General features: G+C 39.8%; 18 protein-coding genes. 10 read left to right on the top strand and 8 right to left on the bottom strand.

The window, feature by feature from the left end; genetic code table 11:
- The 3 genes from ACR30L_RS02805 to ACR30L_RS02795 are packed head-to-tail and all read right to left on the bottom strand — an operon-like array spanning position 1 to position 2869.
- Positions 1 to 444: a GtrA family protein gene (locus ACR30L_RS02805; RefSeq protein WP_435236531.1), complete on the bottom strand. Its 444-nt coding sequence runs from the start codon at positions 442 to 444 to the stop codon at positions 1 to 3.
- Entirely contained in the window at positions 432 to 1853 is a 1422-nt protein-coding gene (locus tag ACR30L_RS02800) for an ArnT family glycosyltransferase (protein WP_435236530.1), read from the bottom strand. Before ACR30L_RS02800 ends, ACR30L_RS02805 begins: the two co-directional genes overlap by 13 nt.
- Positions 1850 to 2869, bottom strand: a complete 1020-nt coding sequence (locus tag ACR30L_RS02795; RefSeq protein WP_435236529.1) for a glycosyltransferase family 2 protein — start codon at positions 2867 to 2869, stop codon at positions 1850 to 1852. Before ACR30L_RS02795 ends, ACR30L_RS02800 begins: the two co-directional genes overlap by 4 nt.
- Positions 2870 to 2994: 125 nt before the next feature.
- Here ACR30L_RS02795 and ACR30L_RS02790 point away from each other — a divergent pair, with 125 nt between their 5' ends.
- The 3 genes from ACR30L_RS02790 (at position 2995) to ACR30L_RS02780 (ending at position 6407) form a co-directional block, all read left to right on the top strand.
- Entirely contained in the window at positions 2995 to 3666 is a 672-nt protein-coding gene (locus tag ACR30L_RS02790) for a response regulator transcription factor (protein WP_435236528.1), read from the top strand.
- Positions 3667 to 4968 carry a sensor histidine kinase gene (locus ACR30L_RS02785; protein ID WP_435236527.1) on the top strand — a complete coding sequence of 434 codons (1302 nt, stop codon included), beginning with the start codon at positions 3667 to 3669 and terminating at the stop codon, positions 4966 to 4968.
- 191 nt (positions 4969 to 5159) lie between these two features.
- On the top strand, positions 5160 to 6407 hold the full coding sequence (locus ACR30L_RS02780; RefSeq protein ID WP_435236526.1) for a DUF1566 domain-containing protein: 1248 nt from the start codon (positions 5160 to 5162) through the stop codon (positions 6405 to 6407).
- A gap of 84 nt (positions 6408 to 6491) precedes the next feature.
- On the opposite strand, the gene ACR30L_RS02775 is transcribed toward ACR30L_RS02780, so the two are convergent.
- The 3 genes from ACR30L_RS02775 to ACR30L_RS02765 form a co-directional block, all read right to left on the bottom strand.
- Positions 6492 to 6887 (bottom strand): NUDIX domain-containing protein, encoded by a 396-nt coding sequence (locus ACR30L_RS02775; RefSeq protein ID WP_435236525.1) that lies wholly within the window; start codon positions 6885 to 6887, stop codon positions 6492 to 6494.
- A 327-nt stretch (positions 6888 to 7214) separates the two neighbouring features.
- The gene (locus tag ACR30L_RS02770) at positions 7215 to 8303 is read right to left on the bottom strand and encodes a hypothetical protein (protein ID WP_435236524.1); all 1089 of its coding nucleotides are present in this window, start codon (positions 8301 to 8303) and stop codon (positions 7215 to 7217) included.
- A gap of 3 nt (positions 8304 to 8306) precedes the next feature.
- A complete protein-coding gene (locus tag ACR30L_RS02765) occupies positions 8307 to 9428 on the bottom strand; it encodes an SPFH domain-containing protein (RefSeq protein ID WP_435236523.1) in 1122 nt (373 codons plus the stop codon).
- Between the two features lie 565 nt (positions 9429 to 9993).
- Here ACR30L_RS02765 and ACR30L_RS02760 point away from each other — a divergent pair.
- Positions 9994 to 11358, top strand: coding sequence for an alanine/glycine:cation symporter family protein (locus ACR30L_RS02760; RefSeq protein WP_435236522.1), 1365 nt, complete (start codon positions 9994 to 9996; stop codon positions 11356 to 11358).
- Between the two features lie 77 nt (positions 11359 to 11435).
- Here ACR30L_RS02760 and ACR30L_RS02755 read toward each other — a convergent pair whose 3' ends face one another.
- Entirely contained in the window at positions 11436 to 12749 is a 1314-nt protein-coding gene (locus tag ACR30L_RS02755) for a CinA family nicotinamide mononucleotide deamidase-related protein (RefSeq protein WP_435236521.1), read from the bottom strand.
- A gap of 222 nt (positions 12750 to 12971) precedes the next feature.
- Here ACR30L_RS02755 and ACR30L_RS02750 point away from each other — a divergent pair, with 222 nt between their 5' ends.
- From ACR30L_RS02750 to ACR30L_RS02725, 6 genes are all read left to right on the top strand, one after another.
- The gene (locus ACR30L_RS02750; protein ID WP_435236520.1) at positions 12972 to 13604 is read left to right on the top strand and encodes an RNA polymerase factor sigma-70; all 633 of its coding nucleotides are present in this window, start codon (positions 12972 to 12974) and stop codon (positions 13602 to 13604) included.
- Positions 13601 to 13792, top strand: coding sequence for a zf-HC2 domain-containing protein (locus ACR30L_RS02745; RefSeq protein ID WP_435236519.1), 192 nt, complete (start codon positions 13601 to 13603; stop codon positions 13790 to 13792). Before ACR30L_RS02750 ends, ACR30L_RS02745 begins: the two co-directional genes overlap by 4 nt.
- A 145-nt stretch (positions 13793 to 13937) precedes the next feature.
- On the top strand, positions 13938 to 14216 hold the full coding sequence (locus ACR30L_RS02740; protein ID WP_435236518.1) for a BufA1 family periplasmic bufferin-type metallophore: 279 nt from the start codon (positions 13938 to 13940) through the stop codon (positions 14214 to 14216).
- Positions 14217 to 14228: 12 nt separating this feature from the next.
- On the top strand, positions 14229 to 15152 hold the full coding sequence (bufB, locus tag ACR30L_RS02735; RefSeq protein WP_435236517.1) for an MNIO family bufferin maturase: 924 nt from the start codon (positions 14229 to 14231) through the stop codon (positions 15150 to 15152).
- Positions 15136 to 15879: an HvfC/BufC family peptide modification chaperone gene (locus ACR30L_RS02730; RefSeq protein ID WP_435236516.1), complete on the top strand. Its 744-nt coding sequence runs from the start codon at positions 15136 to 15138 to the stop codon at positions 15877 to 15879. The genes bufB and ACR30L_RS02730 overlap by 17 nt, the downstream gene beginning before the upstream one ends.
- Before the next feature lie 52 nt (positions 15880 to 15931).
- Positions 15932 to 16402, top strand: a complete 471-nt coding sequence (locus ACR30L_RS02725; protein ID WP_435236515.1) for a DoxX family protein — start codon at positions 15932 to 15934, stop codon at positions 16400 to 16402.
- Between the two features lie 292 nt (positions 16403 to 16694).
- On the opposite strand, the gene ACR30L_RS02720 is transcribed toward ACR30L_RS02725, so the two are convergent.
- The gene (locus ACR30L_RS02720; RefSeq protein ID WP_435236514.1) at positions 16695 to 18326 is read right to left on the bottom strand and encodes a methyl-accepting chemotaxis protein; all 1632 of its coding nucleotides are present in this window, start codon (positions 18324 to 18326) and stop codon (positions 16695 to 16697) included.
- Positions 18327 to 18631: the final 305 nt, after the last annotated feature.

Here is an 18631-nt window from a genome sequence, read left to right as displayed (position 1 = left end):
TTACTCCTTCCCGCTAGCAAACACCCATTTAGTACAAAGAAAATAATTTGAAAACATCCCAGCTAAAACACCGAAAACTAGCGCTATAAAAGGCATATAACCTGCATTTCCAAATAGATAAAGCATCAAACTAAAGACTATAAAATTTGGGATTGCAGAGATACAGGCACTCATAAAGAAATTTCGCCACTGCTTAAATACACTGCCCTGCTGTTGGTTAAAAGTAAATTTTCTATTGCCTAGCCAGGTTGTCGTTGCACTACAAATAAAGGCAATTATTCTGGCTGGAAAAACCGGTATCGAACAAAGAGACAATGCAAAAAGAAATACACAACTATCAACCACAAAACCGCTCCCCCCCACACAGGCAAAGCGTAACAATGTTGAATGACGTATTTTATCAAGTAGATTAACATGCCAACCTTTGTGTATTAACGTGTACATAGATATCGATTCCGTTTAGATTTAGCACTTATTTGCAGATCGCAATGCAATCCATCCTCTGCAATAACAGCTGAAACTTTCTCTTTTTTACCGATTAAGTACATACTTGTAAGACCTTTAAGTGACTCTTTACCTTGATATAACTTAGCTCTGCCATTGCTATAAAACTGCCCAGAAAAAGGCCGTTTATCAATGTAAAAAATAGAAAGTGATATATCCATATCGCTAAGCAAATATTTATCGCTACGTGACTCTGCCTTACCTAAATTCAGATAAATAAGCGCAACAATCAGAACAACAGGTATAATCAAAGCCACTCCCTTAAACCACTTTTCATCTCCTTCCTTTAGTAATACAGCAACCAATAAAGCTAATGCAGGAATACCAGGTAACACATAAGCCGGCAGAATATTCCCTGCAAAAGTAAACAAAACCAACGGCGCCAACATCCAGAGAAAAAGAAAACTAAATAATCCTCGGTGATTTGTATTAACCGTTTTAATATCCGTTTTTCTTTTCCATAATAATATGGGAAAAATAAATGACCAGGGGGCCGACGATGTTAACCAATATACCCAAATTGTTCCTCGTACCTGATTATGTGCACTACCATAAAGATCTCCCTCCCATCCACTTACAATAAAGCGTTTAAAATGCTCACCAACAATAAAGTAATCTAGAAAACCAGGCGTTGCATGCTCTGCTGCAAGATACCAAGGAAGTGCTATCGCTAACATCCAAAAGCTACCACTGATAATAGGGAAACGCTGCCACAGAGCAACAAAAGCGCCTTTAATGCCATGTTGAATTAGCAACCAAGGGAAAACAGCCAGTCCGACCAATACAATCGCTAAAGGCCCCTTTGCCAATAGCCCCACTCCAAGCCCGACAAATCCTAAGTAGCCCCAAAGATAGCCTTTTCGAGTAACACCTTGTGCTCGCTCATAGCATTGCCAACTTAAATAAATAGCCGCCATGGTCAAAGCAATTGATAAAGTAAGCAACATATCTGTCATCACTGCACCAGAAGCAATGGCGAAAATACCGCAGGTTGCTAATACCAATATTGCAGCATAAATATTTACTTGTATTTTCTTTGCAAAATAGCCAATGACTGCCAAGGTCGCTATCCCCGCTAACCAATGAGGAAAACGAACGGCAAACTCTGTGCGTCCAAAAAGCTCAATTCCCAGCGCACTTACCCATGTAAACAGGGGCGGTTTCCCCCAAAAAGGGATATTGTAATCAATTTGAGGGGTTAACCAATTACTAGTTTCAACCATTAACCGAGCCATTTCACCATAACGAGCTTCAGTCGTATCCATTAACGGATAGCCTGCCAATGACAACAAACGGATCAGAATTGCAACACTCAATAATAACCAAAAAGAACGAGAGGAAAGCGTCATGCAACTTCCCCTAATGGACTTTTTTGAGTTTGAATTGCGCTTTTTTCGACGACTTCTTGAATTAAATATAACGGCCGTTGTTTAGATTCGATAAAAATTCGTCCAATATATTCACCCAATAACCCAATACTAATTAGTTGCACACCACCTAATCCAAGCAATACAACCATAATTGAAGGATAGCCTTGAACTACTTCACCAAACAGCAATGTCTTTGCAATCACAATACTGCCATAGCCAAACGCACTCAGTGCAATCAACACACCTAACACGGTTGCAATTCTTAAGGGCTTAATCGAAAATGAGCTTATCCCATCCATCGCTAAGCCTATCAATTTGAAGTAATTCCATTTTGTTTCACCACTAAAACGCGGATCACGGTTAAAAGGAACAACCACTTGCTTGTATCCCGGCCAAGCAAAAATGCCTTTCATATAGCGATTACGCTCTGGCAACTCGTTGATATGATCGACCACCTCACGACTCAACAAACGAAAGTCACCAACATTCTCTTCAATATTAATATCCGACATCCAATTTAATAAACGATAAAAACAAGCAGCTGAAAAACGTTTCAACATACTTTCTCCAGCACGTGAGTTACGTTTCATATTGACCACATCAGCCCCTGCTCGCCAACGTTTTACCATTAATGGAATCAGCTCAGGCGGATCTTGTAAATCTGCATCAATCACGACCACTGCGATTCCCTTCGCGTGCTGAAGTCCTGCACTCATTGCTGCTTCCTTACCAAAATTACGACTCAGAGCAATATATTGGACGACACTACTTGTTACTGGAAAAGCCGTGATAATGTTTCGGCTATTATCACTACTACCATCATCAATATAGATAATTTCACAGCGCTCATTTAAATTATCTAAGACCTGAACAAGACGCCCATGAAAACTGGGCAAAACGGCTTGTTCGTTATAAACAGGAACGATCACCGAAACAGTGACAGAAGGTGAAACAGTTGGTTGCAACGAGTGCTTAGGAGTTATTTTATCTAACATAATACATGTGCCCGTAGTGAGTTTTCGGTAGTATGTCGAATAGAGGGTGAAAATTTTGTTATTCACATTTTTTTCACGCTAGTTAAGGATGATCATGGCTAGTTGAACACACAAAAGAGTGGATAATGAAACGCATATTATTGATTGAAGACAATCGCGAGATTGCTGGAATTTTATTTGATTACTTTGAAAGCTTGGCGATGGAACTCGACTATGCCGATAATGGAGAATTAGGCTTTCAGCTAGCAATGGAAGGTCAATTCGATATTATATTATTGGATTTAATGCTTCCCCGTATGGATGGTCTAACCGTGTGCAATAAATTAAGGGATAGTGGTAATAACACCCCGGTTTTAATGTTGACTGCACTTGATAACCGTGAAGATATGTTAAAAGGATTTGCCCATGGCGCCGATGATTACCTCACGAAACCCTTTGATCTTGATATCCTAGAAGCACGCATCAATGCATTAGTAAAACGCTATCGGGGCGATGTTGCTGTTTCCGAACTCAGATTCGGAGAACTAACAATAAACCAAAAAACCCGTAAAGCCTATCGACAAGACCATCTACTTGCCCTGAATCCAACCACCTATACGATTTTAGAAATGCTTTGTCAGCATGCACCCGAGGTCGTTAGTAAAAATGAGATAGCACATAAGCTTTGGGAAGAAGATGAACCAAATCAAGATGTACTTCGCAGTCATATTTATCAATTACGCAATCAACTCGATAAACCCTTTCCAGTTTCTATGTTGATTACTGTCCCGAAGGTCGGCTTTAGGTTGGAGAAGTAAATGGACCACACTAAATTTGCGAGTGCACACAGTATAACCGGACGCCTCGCATTATTTTTTGTTATTTTATCCTTAGTCATTGGCTTGGTAACTTCAGGGATCCTTTCCTATTCATTAACTTGGTCCGAAGATAAGGTTGGCAAAAGGTTAATATCGATTGATAAGGACGATGCGGTTGTTCGCTACAATAACGGTGAAACGGGCTCCCTTCAATTAAATAAATTAACCACTGCCTATGATGAAATCTCGCTTATTCCTCATGAATTACAAGCATTAGTTAGAGGCAGATCTGACTTTTTAGGGGAAATAGAAGAAAATAACCAATCGCGCATGGTTTATATTGGTCAGCATAAAATTAATGGCCAAATGAAAACCATTATTCTACTCAGTAATATTGATAAAATTGAATTAAGTGGGGAAGAATTCTGGGTAGTCATATCTATTGTGGTTGCTATCGTCACTCTACTTTTAGTTATTTTTGGGGTTGTGCTTTCGCGTTTATCACAAACTCTAATTTCTCCAATGAATGCCTTATCTGAACAACTTGAACAAAACTCCAGAAAAACGGAATCACCTTTTGTAATTCCCCCCAATGCAGCAGTTGAATTTCACACCTTTGCTAATCACCTTAACCACTACCGCAATGAAATTAATACCTTAATCAAACGCGAACAAGCCTTTGCCCGATACGCAAGCCATGAGCTCAGAACACCACTAACCATTGTTCAAGGTGCGAATAAACTATTACAAAGAGGCGATAAAACAGAGTTTCAACAACGACAATTACAGCGTATTGAGGATGCCACTTTTCAGATGACATCCATGGTCGATGCGCTACTGAGCTTAGTCCGTTATGAAAAAAACCATGAGGAAATTGACACAAGAACCTTCGATGAACATGAACTTCACAAAATAATTAACAACAACCATCAGTATACCGCTAATAAACCTATTACTATTGAGGTTGAGGTGAAGCATGCGGTCGTTATTCAAGCCACACCTGCTATTATGAATATGATTATTGGTAATTTGATTCGCAATGCAATTAACGCAACCAATCAAGGTAAAATTAAGGTATTAATGGACGAAGGTTCTCTGACGATCTTAGATAATGGTCAAGGCCTTGAAAATAAAAACAACGCTCCCCAAACACTTTTGACCCCATCCTCCGGACACGGCCTAGGCTTATTAATTGTTGATGAGCTATGCCAACGTTATCAGTGGTCGTTCAAATTAACTAACCGTCCTACAATCGGTTGCCAAGCGCAAATTACCTTTAATCCCGATGGTGATAACGTTTAGCTTTATTAACCCAGCCGTTCTGAACTTCATCCTTCATTTTAAGATGAAATACCATCATTAATTCTAGATAACATGAACGGTGAAGGTTTAGTTGCTATTTAGTTCCTCATTTGCAGTGAAATACCCTTGAAATAAACTGTTATTCTAACCGGATTAATTAAGGGTCAATAGCGCGTTATCAAGGAGATATTATGAGACAAAAAGCAGCTTCCACAACATATTCAACACTGTTATTAAGCATGTTAATTTCTTTTAGCAATTATGCTGCCGCAGACACACAAACAAAAACGCATAATCTCGTTGTCGATACGGGTCAAAGTGTTGATTACGGCAGCGATGGTTTAGCTATCGAACCAATAAAAGGACAGCCCTTTTTTGGGCAAGATGCAGATTATGTGGGCACGCCATTTTCGTTTAGTATTTCGGCAGATAAAGCAACGGTCAAGGACTTAAACACTGGCGTGACTTGGCAACGCGTGCCGATCGATAAGAAATTCTCTTGGGGAGATGCCGGTAAATATTGCGAAAATTTAGTCTTAACTGAACATGATGATTGGCGTTTACCGTCATTAAAAGAGCTCTTATCCATTGAAGACTTCTCCGATGGGTGGCCATATATTGATCAAACTATTTTCAGCCTTGGTAATCAATCAATTGGTAAACAACTTCAGTATTGGTCTAGTAATTTTTATCATGTTGGCACAACCCATAACGGTGCTGAAACAGCCTTTGGCCTAAATTATGGAACGGGTCATATCAAAGGTTATCCAACGGGTGATGGCGAGCATCCAATGGGAGCAATGCCACAAAATGGAAGACCCGTCGGCGTACAAAACGTACCCGGTGAAGATAATAAAATGGGTAATATGCCACCTCCCCCTCCAGGTGGTGAAGGCGGTCAGCCGCCAATGGGGAATCCTGCATTAAAACTTGTGCGTTGTGTTTACGGTCCGTCCTATGGCGAAAATCAATTTGTTGATAATGGTGATGGCACGATTTCCGATTTAGGCACGGGGTTAATGTGGCTTAAAAACGATTCAGGAAAAGGCCTCGATTGGGAACATGCTTTATCCTATGCTGAGAATCTTGAATTTGCAGGCCACAATGATTGGAAACTACCGAATGTAAAAGAATTACAAAGTATTGTCGATTACTCCGGTGTTTATCCTGCAATCAATCCGGATTATTTTAAAATAACAGATAAAGATGCCTACTTTTGGTCAAGCACATCCGCTTACTTTTCCAAACGAGGGAATAAGATTCAAAATATGAAATATTGGGCATGGTACGTTGCTTTCGGTTATGCCGTTGGACCTGATGGAAAAGACTCGCATGGTGCAGGTGCTATTCGATACGATTCTAAAGCGAAAAATGGCCCGACAGGTGAAGATGCCGAACGTGTTTTCAATTACGTACGAGCCGTAAGATCAATCAATTAACGATATAAATATAGCAGGTTGTTCTTAATACAACCTGCTATTCAAACTCAGAGGCAGGCTCTTCACTACCATTGAATATTAATTTCAGTTCCTGTTTATGTATTTTTTAACCTTGGGCAAAATCAAATATGTTATTGGTGTACAACCTTTAGGTAATGACTCAATATCAAACCAACAAATTTCACGGCATAGATGCGGTTCTGCATTAATTAATTCACCAGACCAACTTTCACAAATATAAAAATAATGCACAAGATCCAGTTTAGGATCCGGTCTCTCACATAAAAACATTAAATCATTCACGTCAACGGCCAGCTCTTCTAACGCTTCGCGCTTAGCCGCTTGCAGAGGCAGCTCCCCTTCTTCAATTCTACCAGAGGGAAATCCCCACAACTGATCTAAAGCCTCAGTGTTTTGGCGAAAACCAAGCAATACCTTAGACTTTGAAACGAAAATAATTTGAACAACATTTTTAAGCATGATGATTATTTACCTATCATAAACAATTTTCCATTTACCCCATTAGATAAAACAATTACTAATAAATCTTTTAGCGATCAGAAAATTACATTAATTGAAATTGGGGCATCGGCTTTAGCCGATCTGACGTAGCCATTTTTGGATACTCACACAACGTATCATTGGCAGATCCGATTTTAGAAACGCACAATTGAAATAAAAATATTCTGTCCTGTAAACCCTAAGTCGACGCCCTACGTATTTTCTACTTTCAAATAATAACGAAATCAATTCTTTTTATACGAATCGTTAAATAACAATTTACTGTAACAAATAGACGAAAATATATTAATAATGCGTAACTTGGTACCAATAAGCTAGCCCGCCAACCACCAAGGCAACACTGAATGCCGCCGCAGAGATCTTGACCCAACTCCAAGGACGTTCTCCCTGTACTTCACCGGTACGCGCATTAACTAATACTTGAAATACTTTCCGCTTATAACGATAGGCTGAAACCCAAGTGGGTAATAATAAATGTTTAAAGGTCACTTGATGATATTGAGTCGAAACCGAGGAGATGCGTTGTTCATCACCACCAATATCTGAACGAATTGCATCACGAATTTGAGCATCCATAATCACTTTCGCTTGCTGATAGCCCATTTTTAAATCGGTACTGTAAGACTCACACAAATAGCCACTAATATATTCATCTTTATAATCAACAAGATCACCTAAATCCCAGGGTTGCAAGGCATTCAGTTTATCTTCTGGTACTGAACTTGTTGCGGGAATTAATACGTCGTCGAAACTTTGCGAAACAAATCCAGAAACGGAAGTCCAACTTGTGCGTCTTTCTCGGCGCGTTTTGCTATTCCCCTCTTTATCTCGATAGCTGACATCGACATAGTAATAAGTGCCCCGCTGACCATTGTAATGACTATCCGTATTAGAGTCGTAGGTCCAAAAAGGCAGGTAAATTCCTTTGAAGTGGTCTAATGACGCTGACTTTTTCTTTAATTCATTAGGTGCAAACCACAGCGATGATACCCAAGTTTTAAAATTGTCTGTGGCAACTTTTTTATCAATAGCAAAGGGCAACAATCCAGCCGGTTTAATGAGTGATTGCAAACTTGATTGTTCAATAACCAACGGCGTTTCACAAAATGGACAAATCCCAGAAACGGCATTTGCCTTTAATTCGGTTGTTGCACCACAACCACTACAACTCACAACATTCCGTTCTACTTTAGGCGCAGCATGTTCAACATCGTGAAGATACTGATTAAGATCTAGCTCTTGATTGGCATGTTCGGCTAGATTAGCAGACCGAATATCAATAGTGTGATGACAATATTGACAGGTTAAATGAGCCGTTCCAGGCTCATAAGCGACATTTGCACCACAGGAGGTGCACTTTACATTGAGCGACACAATTTACATTCCAGGTAAAGGTGGTGGTACCAATGCAAATAAGGAAGCGAGTTCGTCAACTTCTTTTGCTTTAACCCATCCGGCCATACCTTCGGCCCAAACTAAATTTTCACGGGTAAATTGTTTACTCATACTCTGCGTTTTTAATTCGGTCATATTAAATGGGCCGGTCTGTTGCCCATCAACGGCAACAAAGTAACGCTTAGCAGTAGGAAGAGGCGGAGGCATTGCCCCCGTTGTTTGTGCTGCCGTTTGTTGTCCGCCTTGATTGGTATTAAAGACCTGCCCCATCTGATTTGCCATGGCGAAGCCCATTCCCATACCAATGCCCGCACTCGCATCACCACCGGGGTTTTTAGCTGCGGCTTCCATCGCATTTGCGGCTTGGAATTGCGTGTAACGATTTAAGTCTCCCAACACCCCCATCGAAGAGCGTTTGTCGATCGCGGCTTCGACTTCTTCTGGTAACGAAATATTTTCGACGAGGAAGTTTTGCAGGTCTAAACCATATTGCAAAAAGTCTTCGTTCATTTTCACTTTCATTAAAGCAGAAAGCTCATCATAGTTAGCGGCTAAATCAAACACCGGAATTTTACTTTCACCTAGCGCATCGGAGAAACGCGATACGGTCAGGCTTTTTAACTGTGATTGAATCTCATCTAACGTAAAGTGTCCATCGGTACCAACAATCTCTTTAAGTAATGTCGGTGCATCGTTCACCTTAATACTGAAATTACCATAGGCACGGATCCGCACAACACCTAGATCGGCATCTCGCATTTGTACTGGATTTTTAGTGCCCCATTTTATATCGGTAAAAGTGCGTAAATTAATGAAGTAGATTTCAGCTTTGAAAGGAGAATTGAAACCATATTTCCAACCACGAAGTGTACTTAAAATCGGTAAATTTTCTGTTTTAAGTTCATGCATTCCCGGCATAAAGATATCAGCAACTTGACCTTCATTAACAAAAATAGCTACCTGGCTTTGGCGAACCACTAATTGAGCACCATTCTTTATTTCGTTTTGATAACGATCAAAGCGCCAAACTAAGGTGTCATTACTGTCATCAATCCATTCGACGATATCAATAAACTCGCCGGTAATTTTATCCCAAAATGCCATAAATCACTCCGTTTAAACCTAATAACAGGCTAGAATCAATCGATTTTCATTCCTACCAAACAAGTCGAATAGATTTTCAAATCATTTAAAAAACTATATCAAATAGTACCATGTTATTGAAATCCCATTGTTATAAAGTCTCGATTTAACCCGTTAGATCTTCACCTTTATGCCTAGAATCTGCTCACCTCTCGTCTTGCTGATTTCTGCATCTTGAATGGTAACGGGTATATTAACTTTGCACTATTTTGCAACAAACAATGCACTCTGCGTAAATAAACAACTCTAAACATGCCTCATCTTGGTGCGAATTTACATGTTTTTTCTAAAAGTAGACCTGCATTTAAAAATGCAATCTTAAGAAAAGTTAAACTAATCAACAACCTACAAAACAAGGACAGTTTATCGCTTCAAGCCCCGTGCAATATACAACCTATACAACTGCAAAACTCAATATAACCAGCTTAAAAAACTTCAAAAGCAGCAATTACACAGTCAATGGCTCGGATATTGCTTGAAAGCATAATATGACTCAATTTAACTACACAGAGTGGAGAAACAGAATATGGAATTTATTTCCGAATTTATTGGCCAAATAAATGGCATTGTTTGGGGAGTGCCAATGTTAATACTTATTTTAGGAGTCGGCATTTACCTAACCATCGGATTGAAATTTATGCCGATATTAAATATCGTCGACGCCTTTAAATTAATGTGGAATGGACGAGAATCAGGTGGCAAGGGTGAAATTACCCCTTTCCAAGCATTAATGACGGCCATGTCTGCAACGGTAGGTACTGGTAATATTGCAGGTGTCGCGACAGCAGTATTTATCGGTGGTCCAGGTGCACTTTTCTGGATGTGGATAACAGCCTTACTAGGTATGGCAACAAAATATGCGGAAGCTGTGCTTGCCGTAAAATACAGAGAAAAAAGTCACGATGGCAGTTATGTCGGCGGGCCTATGTATTACATCAAAAATGGGATGGGTAAAAAATGGGCTTGGTTAGGAACCTTGTTTGCAGGATTTGGTGCAGTAGCTTGTTTTGGAATTGGAAATGCAGTGCAATCCAACTCAATCGCACAGGTACTTGAATCGAATTTTTCTTACTCACCGATTGTGGTTGGGTTAATTGTAATGGTGCTTGCAGGCGGTGTTATTCTTGGCGGCTTGAAACGTGTGGGGAAATTTGCAGGTACATTGGTACCGATTATGGCGAGTGCTTATATTATTGCAGGGGTCTCTATTTTATTAATGCACACTAATGAAATCTTACCAGCGTTTGCAACAATTATCGAACATGCCTTCACGCCAGCCTCAGCGCAAGGTGGATTTGCGGGTGCAACGATTTGGATGGCAATGCGATTTGGTGTTGCCCGTGGTGTATTTTCAAATGAAGCTGGGTTAGGCTCTGCACCAATTGCGCATGCGAGTGCACAAACCAACGATCCAGTCTGCCAAGGATTAGTCGCAATGCTAGGCACATTCTTAGATACGTTAGTGATCTGTACTATTACCGGTTTAGTAATTGTTATTTCTGGGGCATGGACAGAGGGGATCTCAGGTGCAGCACTGACCTCTTCAGCATTTGATATGGCGTTACCAGGCATGGGCGGTTACTTAGTCGCAATTAGTCTAGCGGTATTCGCCTTTACTACTATTGTCGGTTGGTCTGTTTACGGTGAACGTTGTGCACAATACCTACTCGGTGCAAAGGCGGTTTTACCCTTCAGAATAATATTCATTCTTGCATTACCCGTGGGAGCAGTGATGGACTTAAATTTTGTTTGGCTACTTGGCGATACGCTAAATGCCATGATGGCGATACCAAACTTAATTGCATTAGCCGTATTAAGTCCTGTCGTTTTCGCATTAACCAAAAGCTACTTTAGAGAAGATGATGCGGCATTAGAGGAAAGCGCAGCTTAATTGGCGCCGTATTAATCAATAAAAAAGCCCATGCTTATTAATTAAGGATGGGCTTTTTTTCTCTTACTAAATCACGACTATCGATACATTTCCATATCATAAACCACTGAATCAACACATTTAATATAGGTATACTCCGCAATAGGTGCTAAGCCAAGAATCGCACGACGTAGCATATCAAAGGCAACCGCAGCCGTCAGATCTCGAATGTGATTACGATTGCGTTTACTCGATAAACTCAGTTGCTGACATACTATTTTGTCCATTGCTTTTACCGCGATAACCACCGTTCCAACGGGTTTTTCATCGGTGCCGCCGCTAGGTCCGGCAATGCCACTAGTTGCAATAGCATAATCCGATTCCGCTAGTTTTGTATTCGCAAGCGCAACACCCGCCGCCATTTGACCTACGCACTCAAGGGAGACTTCAGAATGATCTACAATGGTTTGTTGCTGCACATCTAACAACGACATTTTAGCCTCATTGCAATAACTCACGACGCCTTGCTTTAAATAGTGAGAACTGCCAGCAAAATTTACTAATTGACTACAAAGATCGCCACCGGTTAATGACTCAGCAATACTCAATGTATTGTCTCTTTGCGATAAAAGCGCATGAATTTCCGCTGCTAATGTTTCCCTATGACGCGCCACAACACCATCACCTAATATTTTAATCGCTTGGGCAATGGCAACCTCTTGCGCCGCTTTAGCAACATTACGCGCAATCAGTTTTAACTCGACATAGGGCATATATGATCGATACCCAAGCGTTATACCCGCCGGCCAATCTAATTTTTCAAGTCTCTCAGCCATGTCCGACTCACCAATACCAAGGGTCAATAGCTTGGTTACTTCCACGTTAACTTGAGTACTGATTTGCGCTTTCACGAAGGGGATAAATTGCTCAAGTACCATTTTTTTATATTCATGGGGTACACCGGGTGTGAAGAAAAACCAGCAGCGATTAAGTTTGACTCTAAATCCACAGGCCGTACCAACTGGGTTATCCACCAGAATAGCTCCCTTCGGCAACAGTGCTTGTTTTAAATTACTGGGTTTTAACTCAATATTTCGATCTTTCGCCCAGGTAACTAATGTATTTCGCCATTCGCTATTTTCTTCTAATTCAACGCCCATGGCATCGGCCATCGCTTTGGTTGAAAGATCATCGGCTGTCGGCCCTAATCCACCATTCACCAAAATAATATCAGCATAGGTACTGCGCTCGACAAAAACATCGACTAAATCTTCAAGCCGATCCCCCACGGTGGTGCGTCGCTGCATTTCTAGTCCATTATCCATTAATTGATTGCCTAACCATGCGGCATTGGTATCAACAATTTGACCCGCTAGTACTTCTTCGCCTGTACATATCATTTCTAGTTTCATTAATGTCTCGTTATCTATTTTCTAGGAGATGGATAAAGATGTTTGAATAGCCAATTAGTTTAATACCTAATAAAGGACTTTAACACCCTACTTTACGGAACTTTCTGCAACCCACTATGCATTAATGAAACCTTTGTACAATGACTAAGATGTAAATTATTAAACTTGTGTAATAATTCTTTATTCTATTCCGTCTTAATGAACAATGAGGCTAGTGCTTAAATGAGCAATGCAATACGATCAGAAGATAACAAAAATACCGCCGCAACAGATATATTCCATGATCCCATTTTTATGGAAGATCTGCGTACTCAGATGCTTAAGTTTGCAACACTACAGGTTAGAGATAACCAACTTGCGGAAGATGCGGTTCAAGAAGCGATTATCTCAGCATATCAAAACATTGATAAATTTGGCCGTCAGTCTGCATTGAAAACCTGGGTGTTTTCTATTTTAAAAAATAAACTTATTGACCTTCTTCGAAAAGAAAAGCGCCATACGGCAGCCAGTCAATTAGAAGATGGAACGAAGTTAAATGGCGATGCATTAATCGAGACATTGTTTCAAAAAAATGGCCATTGGCAAAAACATGAGCGACCAGAAAAATGGGACCGTCCCGAGCATGGTGTTGAGAATAAGCATTTTTGGCAAGTTTTTGATGCTTGTTTAAATGCATTACCGGGCAAATATGGGCGATTATTTATGATGCGTGAATTTTTAGAATTGGAGACTTCAGAAATTTGTCAAAATGAAAGTCTGACCGAGAGTAACCTTAATGTCACCTTATATCGCGCTCGTTTACGCTTACGGGAGTGTTTAGAAGACAACTGGTATCAAGCAAAGGAAAACAAATGATAAATTGTAAACAAGCAACACGATTATTGTCTGAAAAACTTGATAGAGAATTAAGTAAAAAAGAAAAAATGGCGCTTTTTCTTCATACAACACTTTGTGGTTGTTGCCGAAAGTTCTCTGGACAAATGGAAGATTTACGAGACATTTCAAAGCTTTATATGAAAGAAAACCAGAATAATAAAAAATAATTTATTTTTGTGTAAGAAATTGAACTAGACTTACGTCAAAGATGTGTAACAAGCATGTAATAGGAAAGTTAACACTTTCAACACAACACTGGCATCTGTGCCATTAGTCGTAAATAACTCTAATTAACAGAAATAAGGATTTACCATGAAAAATACAAAATCATCTATCGCTCTAGCACTTGGTGCTGCCGTTGCAATCTCTGCTGCCGTTACTGCGCCAGCTCAAGCTGCAAGTAAAGAAAAATGTTACGGCGTATCACTAGCTGGCCAAAATGATTGTGCAGCGGGCCCTGGTACTTCTTGCGCTGGTACTTCGAAAACAGATTATCAAGCAAACGCATGGAAACTTGTTCCAGCTGGCTCTTGTGGTGAAACAGTATCTAAAACATCTCCAACTGGCTTTGGCCAACTAAAAGCATTCTAAGACGACTCATATATGTCTTCTGTTTTAAAACAAACGTCGACGCAAACCGAAGATACTCCCTATTCTTCGCGTTTTGCGACGCGTTTTCTCACCCTTTCAGGTATTAGTCTCAAACCCAGTTATTACCAACATATTTTATTAGAGCGCCCTGAACTAGGATTCTTCGAAATTCACGCAGAAAATTATTTAAGTAAAGGCGGCCCAGCACGCTATTATTTACAACAAATTCGACAGCATTATCCGTTAACAGTGCATGGTGTTGGGTTATCTATCGGTGGTGAATCCCCTATCAATAATGACCATCTTGAACGCGTCGCGCAGTTAGTTAACGAAGTACAACCACAAGTTTTTTCTGAACACCTTGCTTGGTCTTCTCACGATAACAGTTTTTTAAATGACTTATTACCAGTCGCTTATGATCAAACAACATTATCACGCGTATGTGAACATATTGATCAGATCCAATCTCGTCTTAAACGTACCATATTGATCGAAAACCCATCGACCTATTTTGAATTCAATCGTAGTGAAATGAGTGAAATAACCTTTCTGACTGAAATGAGTAAACGCACGGGGTGTGGATTATTACTTGACGTTAATAATGTGGAAGTCTCTTGTTTTAACCATCAACAAAATCCTTACGATTACTTGAATGCATTCCCTGTCAACCAAGTCGGGCAAATACATTTAGCCGGGCACACCACCGATGATAATGCCGTAGTGCCTTTAAAAGTTGATAGTCACGACGAACCTGTTTCAGCCGATGTTTGGTCTCTTTATCAGCATACATTAACGTTAACGGGCGATTGCCCAACCTTAATTGAGCGTGACGGCAATATCCCACCTTTGGCTGAATTATTAGCAGAAGCCGATAAAGCCAATGGTATACGACAATCTATTAACCAATTGGAGAGTCGTCGTGAACTTATCATTTAAAGCCGCCCTACTGACCGAAGATAACGATTTTTATAAAGAAATCAAAGCATCGAATCCACAGGAGCAAACAGCGAGATTAAATGTATATCGCAATAATATTGTGGTGTCCTTAATCGATGCGTTGGCAGATATTTTTCTTGTTACACAGGAAGCGGTCGGTGAAGAATTCTTTCGCGCCATGGCACGTGTATATCTACTAGAGCAGCAACCAACATCTCCCATTATCAGTGAATACGGTGTTGGATTTTCCGATTTTATACGCACCTTTGAGCCTGCTAATAGTCTTCCTTTTTTAGCCGACTTAGCCGCATTAGAACATGCAATGCTAACACTGACCAATAGTGAAGAATTCAATACCCTTACACATCAAGCCGTAGCCGATGCTTTTGCGTCGGTTGACGATCCAAGCAACTTAATACTCACGATACCGCCCACAACACAAATTTTAGCCGCACCTTTTGCTATCGGCACGCTATATAACGTCTATTACCATGAAGGCAGCGAACATCTAAAAAATGTCGATCTCAGTAAAAATGAATATCTATTATTAGTTAAATCACATCTTTATGCTCAACTGCATATATTGCAAAAAGATGAGGCAATTTTTATTAAAAACCTCATTCAACATAAGCCACTACAGGAAGCAGTACCAGATTCAGATTCATTCAATTTAAGTGAAACCTTAGCTAAATTAATTGAATGGCAAATACTCACCGATATTGAATAATCAAACCTTCGGTTCTATAAAAAATACCTAAATCAATAAGGAAATGACTATTATGTTGTCTTTTATTAATAACACGAGCGAAAAAATATTCAGTAAAATACCGGAATCAGCTATTTTATTCTTAGCACGTTTCGCCATTGCAGCTATTTTTTGGCGGTCTGGACAAACTAAAATAGAGGGATTTTCTCTCGATATTATTGCAATGAAAGCCGAACTTGGCTTACCGCGACTCGCCGAGTCGACTGCTTTTTTATTTGAATACGAATATAATCTGCCTTTTATTCCACCACTCATTGCAGCTATTCTTGCAACCGTCGCTGAACATGTTTTACCCATTCTATTACTGACAGGCTTATTTACACGTTTAGCAGGGTTTGGGATTGCGATGATGGCATTAACAATACAGATTTTTGTTTATCCGGATGCCTACCCAACTCATGCAAGTTGGTTAGCGATTGCATTGTTATTAATGTATCGCGGCGCGGGTAGTTTCTCATTAGATAACTGGATAGCAAAACGCTAACCCATTACCTTATTTCCCTGATACTTTAAAACATAACAGGCTTATCTTTTGAAGTATCAGGGAAGATTAAACAATTAAAAACCTTAGCCTCGAAATTAGTCATTTATACCCGTTACCAATCAAGATGCGTTTATCAGTCACTCCTATTTGTATAAAGCATTATGTAATACACGACAAGTCTGGTGAAGATGACGCTCCCCAAAATACATTGACCTAGATAATCTCAATTCTGGATAAGCTGAACATCATCAGCACAAAATATTAACTTAAACTATCATCCACAAGATCACACTTAGCTATTCGGTAGAGTAAATGTCGAGGTAGCTTGCTTGGTTTGTTCTGCTGCACCCGATAAGGCATTGGTCAATGAAGTTAAGCGTAGCGATGTTTGGCTATTGTTAACGGTTACGTCCACGATTTGCGTAATCCTTAATGCAATATCATTGGCTTCTAATGACTGCTGTTGCGCAAGATCTGACAGACCATCTAAGCTTTGTAATGAAACTTCTGAATCTTTTTCTAATTGCGTTAATGGCGTGACTACATTTTCAATTTGTACAACACCATGGCGCATCCGTTCTTGACCTTGCTCCATTTCATTTGATACCTGTACCGATAAGTTCGTCATCGTCGTAATGACTTTATCAATGGATTCAGTGACTACTGCCGTATTACTTGCGAGATTTCTTACTTCATCGGCAACAACAGCAAATCCTCGGCCACTTTCACCAGCTCTAGCCGCTTCGATGGATGCGTTTAATGCAAGTAAATTAGTTTGATCGGCAATATTACGAATATTAGTCACAAATTCAGATACCGTCGTTGCACTTTCTTTTAACTTAGCAACTGAATGGGTTGTCTCTTCCACATAGGTTGCAATCGCCGTAATATCAGTGGCTGCAGTATGAATAATATCTTTACCGTGTTTCGCTAAGTCATGAGCAGCTTCAGCTTGATTTCGCGATATTGCAACATGCTCCGCCATATTAGTTACACCACTAGACAACTCTTTCACCGATGCTTGAATATCATTAGCCATTGACTCCTGTTGTTCTGAACCATTTTGTACATCGGTAACACTGTGTCGAATATTACCCACTGCATCAACAACCGTTTGTGCACTTAAATCTATTTTTTCAACCACACCAATTAAGCTGATACGCATACTTTTCAAGCTCGATACTAATTGACCTATTTCACCTTTTGATTTAATAACCACATTTTGCGATAAATCCCCATTTGCCATCCGATCTAATAACTCAGCAACTTGGCGAAGCGGGTTAACAATACTGCGCGTAATCAGTAAGGCCATTATCGTACCAATCACTAACGCAAGAATACCGACGCCCATAATGGTATAAATAGCACCTTCAGATTCAGAGAATATTTGTTCTTGACGTTCTTGCATCATGCCTCGTTCACTTTCGGCCAATGCTTTAGTTTGATTCAAAAAATTTTGTAATTCATTTTGTGTTGGGCCAGCCATTTGTGCTTTCGCATCCTGCAACTCACCAAACTCCAATGCTTCGACGGTTGATTGTAAGGCTGCTTGATAGACGCCACGCTGCACTTTTAATGCTTCGACCGTTGCTTTATTTTTTTCCGATGTCACTAAACTAGTCATGGTTTCAAGCGATTCATCCATATTGCGATTACGTTGATCAATTTCTTTGTAAATCGCAACCCGTGCATCTCGTTCCTCTAACACAAACAATAATAAAAGACGGCTAGCCAAACTTTCAGCATTGACATTCAGGTCTCCGGTTAATTCAACCAACGCTGCATTTTCATCAACAATACCGCGAATGTTATCTGATAACGATTGAAAGCGAGTGGTAGATAGCCCGATAACAACAAGTAAAAATACCAACAACACTAAATAACTCGCCGTTAAACGACCTCGAATTGTTGCAAAATCCAGCATAAACTATCCCCTAAATCATTTTAAATATGACGTCTACATTTGCGTCTTCGCTTATTTTTCCATTAGACGTTTAACATATGGCTCTTATTACAGTAATCTAATTTCACCAAAAAACACTTGGATTATTTAAATATAACAATCTATTGATATCACCTTGGTATCCAAAATATTTCCAATCAAAAGTCTTAAATTACTGCGATTGACAAAGTATAGGCGATCAAAATAAAAACACATGATGGTTATTATTGTGCTTGCATATTAGAGACTTAACAGGGTAATGTTTCTGATTGTTATTTCAAAAAGAA

The organism is Psychromonas saccharinae (assembly GCF_051201515.1).
GTDB lineage: Bacteria > Pseudomonadota > Gammaproteobacteria > Enterobacterales > Psychromonadaceae > Psychromonas.
The sequence above is the reverse complement of the archived record's forward strand: the minus strand, read 5'-3'. Positions and strand labels throughout refer to the sequence as shown.

Bases quoted from the DNA above. Each gene is read 5' to 3' on its own strand.
- ACR30L_RS02805 (WP_435236531.1), bottom strand. From the start codon at position 444: ATGTACACGTTAATACACAAAGGTTGGCATGTTAATCTACTTGATAAA.
- ACR30L_RS02800 (WP_435236530.1), bottom strand. From the start codon at position 1,853: ATGACGCTTTCCTCTCGTTCTTTTTGGTTATTATTGAGTGTTGCAATT.
- ACR30L_RS02795 (WP_435236529.1), bottom strand. From the start codon at position 2,869: ATGTTAGATAAAATAACTCCTAAGCACTCGTTGCAACCAACTGTTTCA.
- ACR30L_RS02790 (WP_435236528.1), top strand. From the start codon at position 2,995: ATGAAACGCATATTATTGATTGAAGACAATCGCGAGATTGCTGGAATT.
- ACR30L_RS02785 (WP_435236527.1), top strand. From the start codon at position 3,667: ATGGACCACACTAAATTTGCGAGTGCACACAGTATAACCGGACGCCTC.
- ACR30L_RS02780 (WP_435236526.1), top strand. From the start codon at position 5,160: ATGAGACAAAAAGCAGCTTCCACAACATATTCAACACTGTTATTAAGC.
- ACR30L_RS02775 (WP_435236525.1), bottom strand. From the start codon at position 6,887: ATGCTTAAAAATGTTGTTCAAATTATTTTCGTTTCAAAGTCTAAGGTA.
- ACR30L_RS02765 (WP_435236523.1), bottom strand. From the start codon at position 9,428: ATGGCATTTTGGGATAAAATTACCGGCGAGTTTATTGATATCGTCGAA.
- ACR30L_RS02760 (WP_435236522.1), top strand. From the start codon at position 9,994: ATGGAATTTATTTCCGAATTTATTGGCCAAATAAATGGCATTGTTTGG.
- ACR30L_RS02755 (WP_435236521.1), bottom strand. From the start codon at position 12,749: ATGAAACTAGAAATGATATGTACAGGCGAAGAAGTACTAGCGGGTCAA.
- ACR30L_RS02750 (WP_435236520.1), top strand. From the start codon at position 12,972: ATGAGCAATGCAATACGATCAGAAGATAACAAAAATACCGCCGCAACA.
- ACR30L_RS02745 (WP_435236519.1), top strand. From the start codon at position 13,601: ATGATAAATTGTAAACAAGCAACACGATTATTGTCTGAAAAACTTGAT.
- ACR30L_RS02740 (WP_435236518.1), top strand. From the start codon at position 13,938: ATGAAAAATACAAAATCATCTATCGCTCTAGCACTTGGTGCTGCCGTT.
- bufB (WP_435236517.1), top strand. From the start codon at position 14,229: ATGTCTTCTGTTTTAAAACAAACGTCGACGCAAACCGAAGATACTCCC.
- ACR30L_RS02725 (WP_435236515.1), top strand. From the start codon at position 15,932: ATGTTGTCTTTTATTAATAACACGAGCGAAAAAATATTCAGTAAAATA.
- ACR30L_RS02720 (WP_435236514.1), bottom strand. From the start codon at position 18,326: ATGCTGGATTTTGCAACAATTCGAGGTCGTTTAACGGCGAGTTATTTA.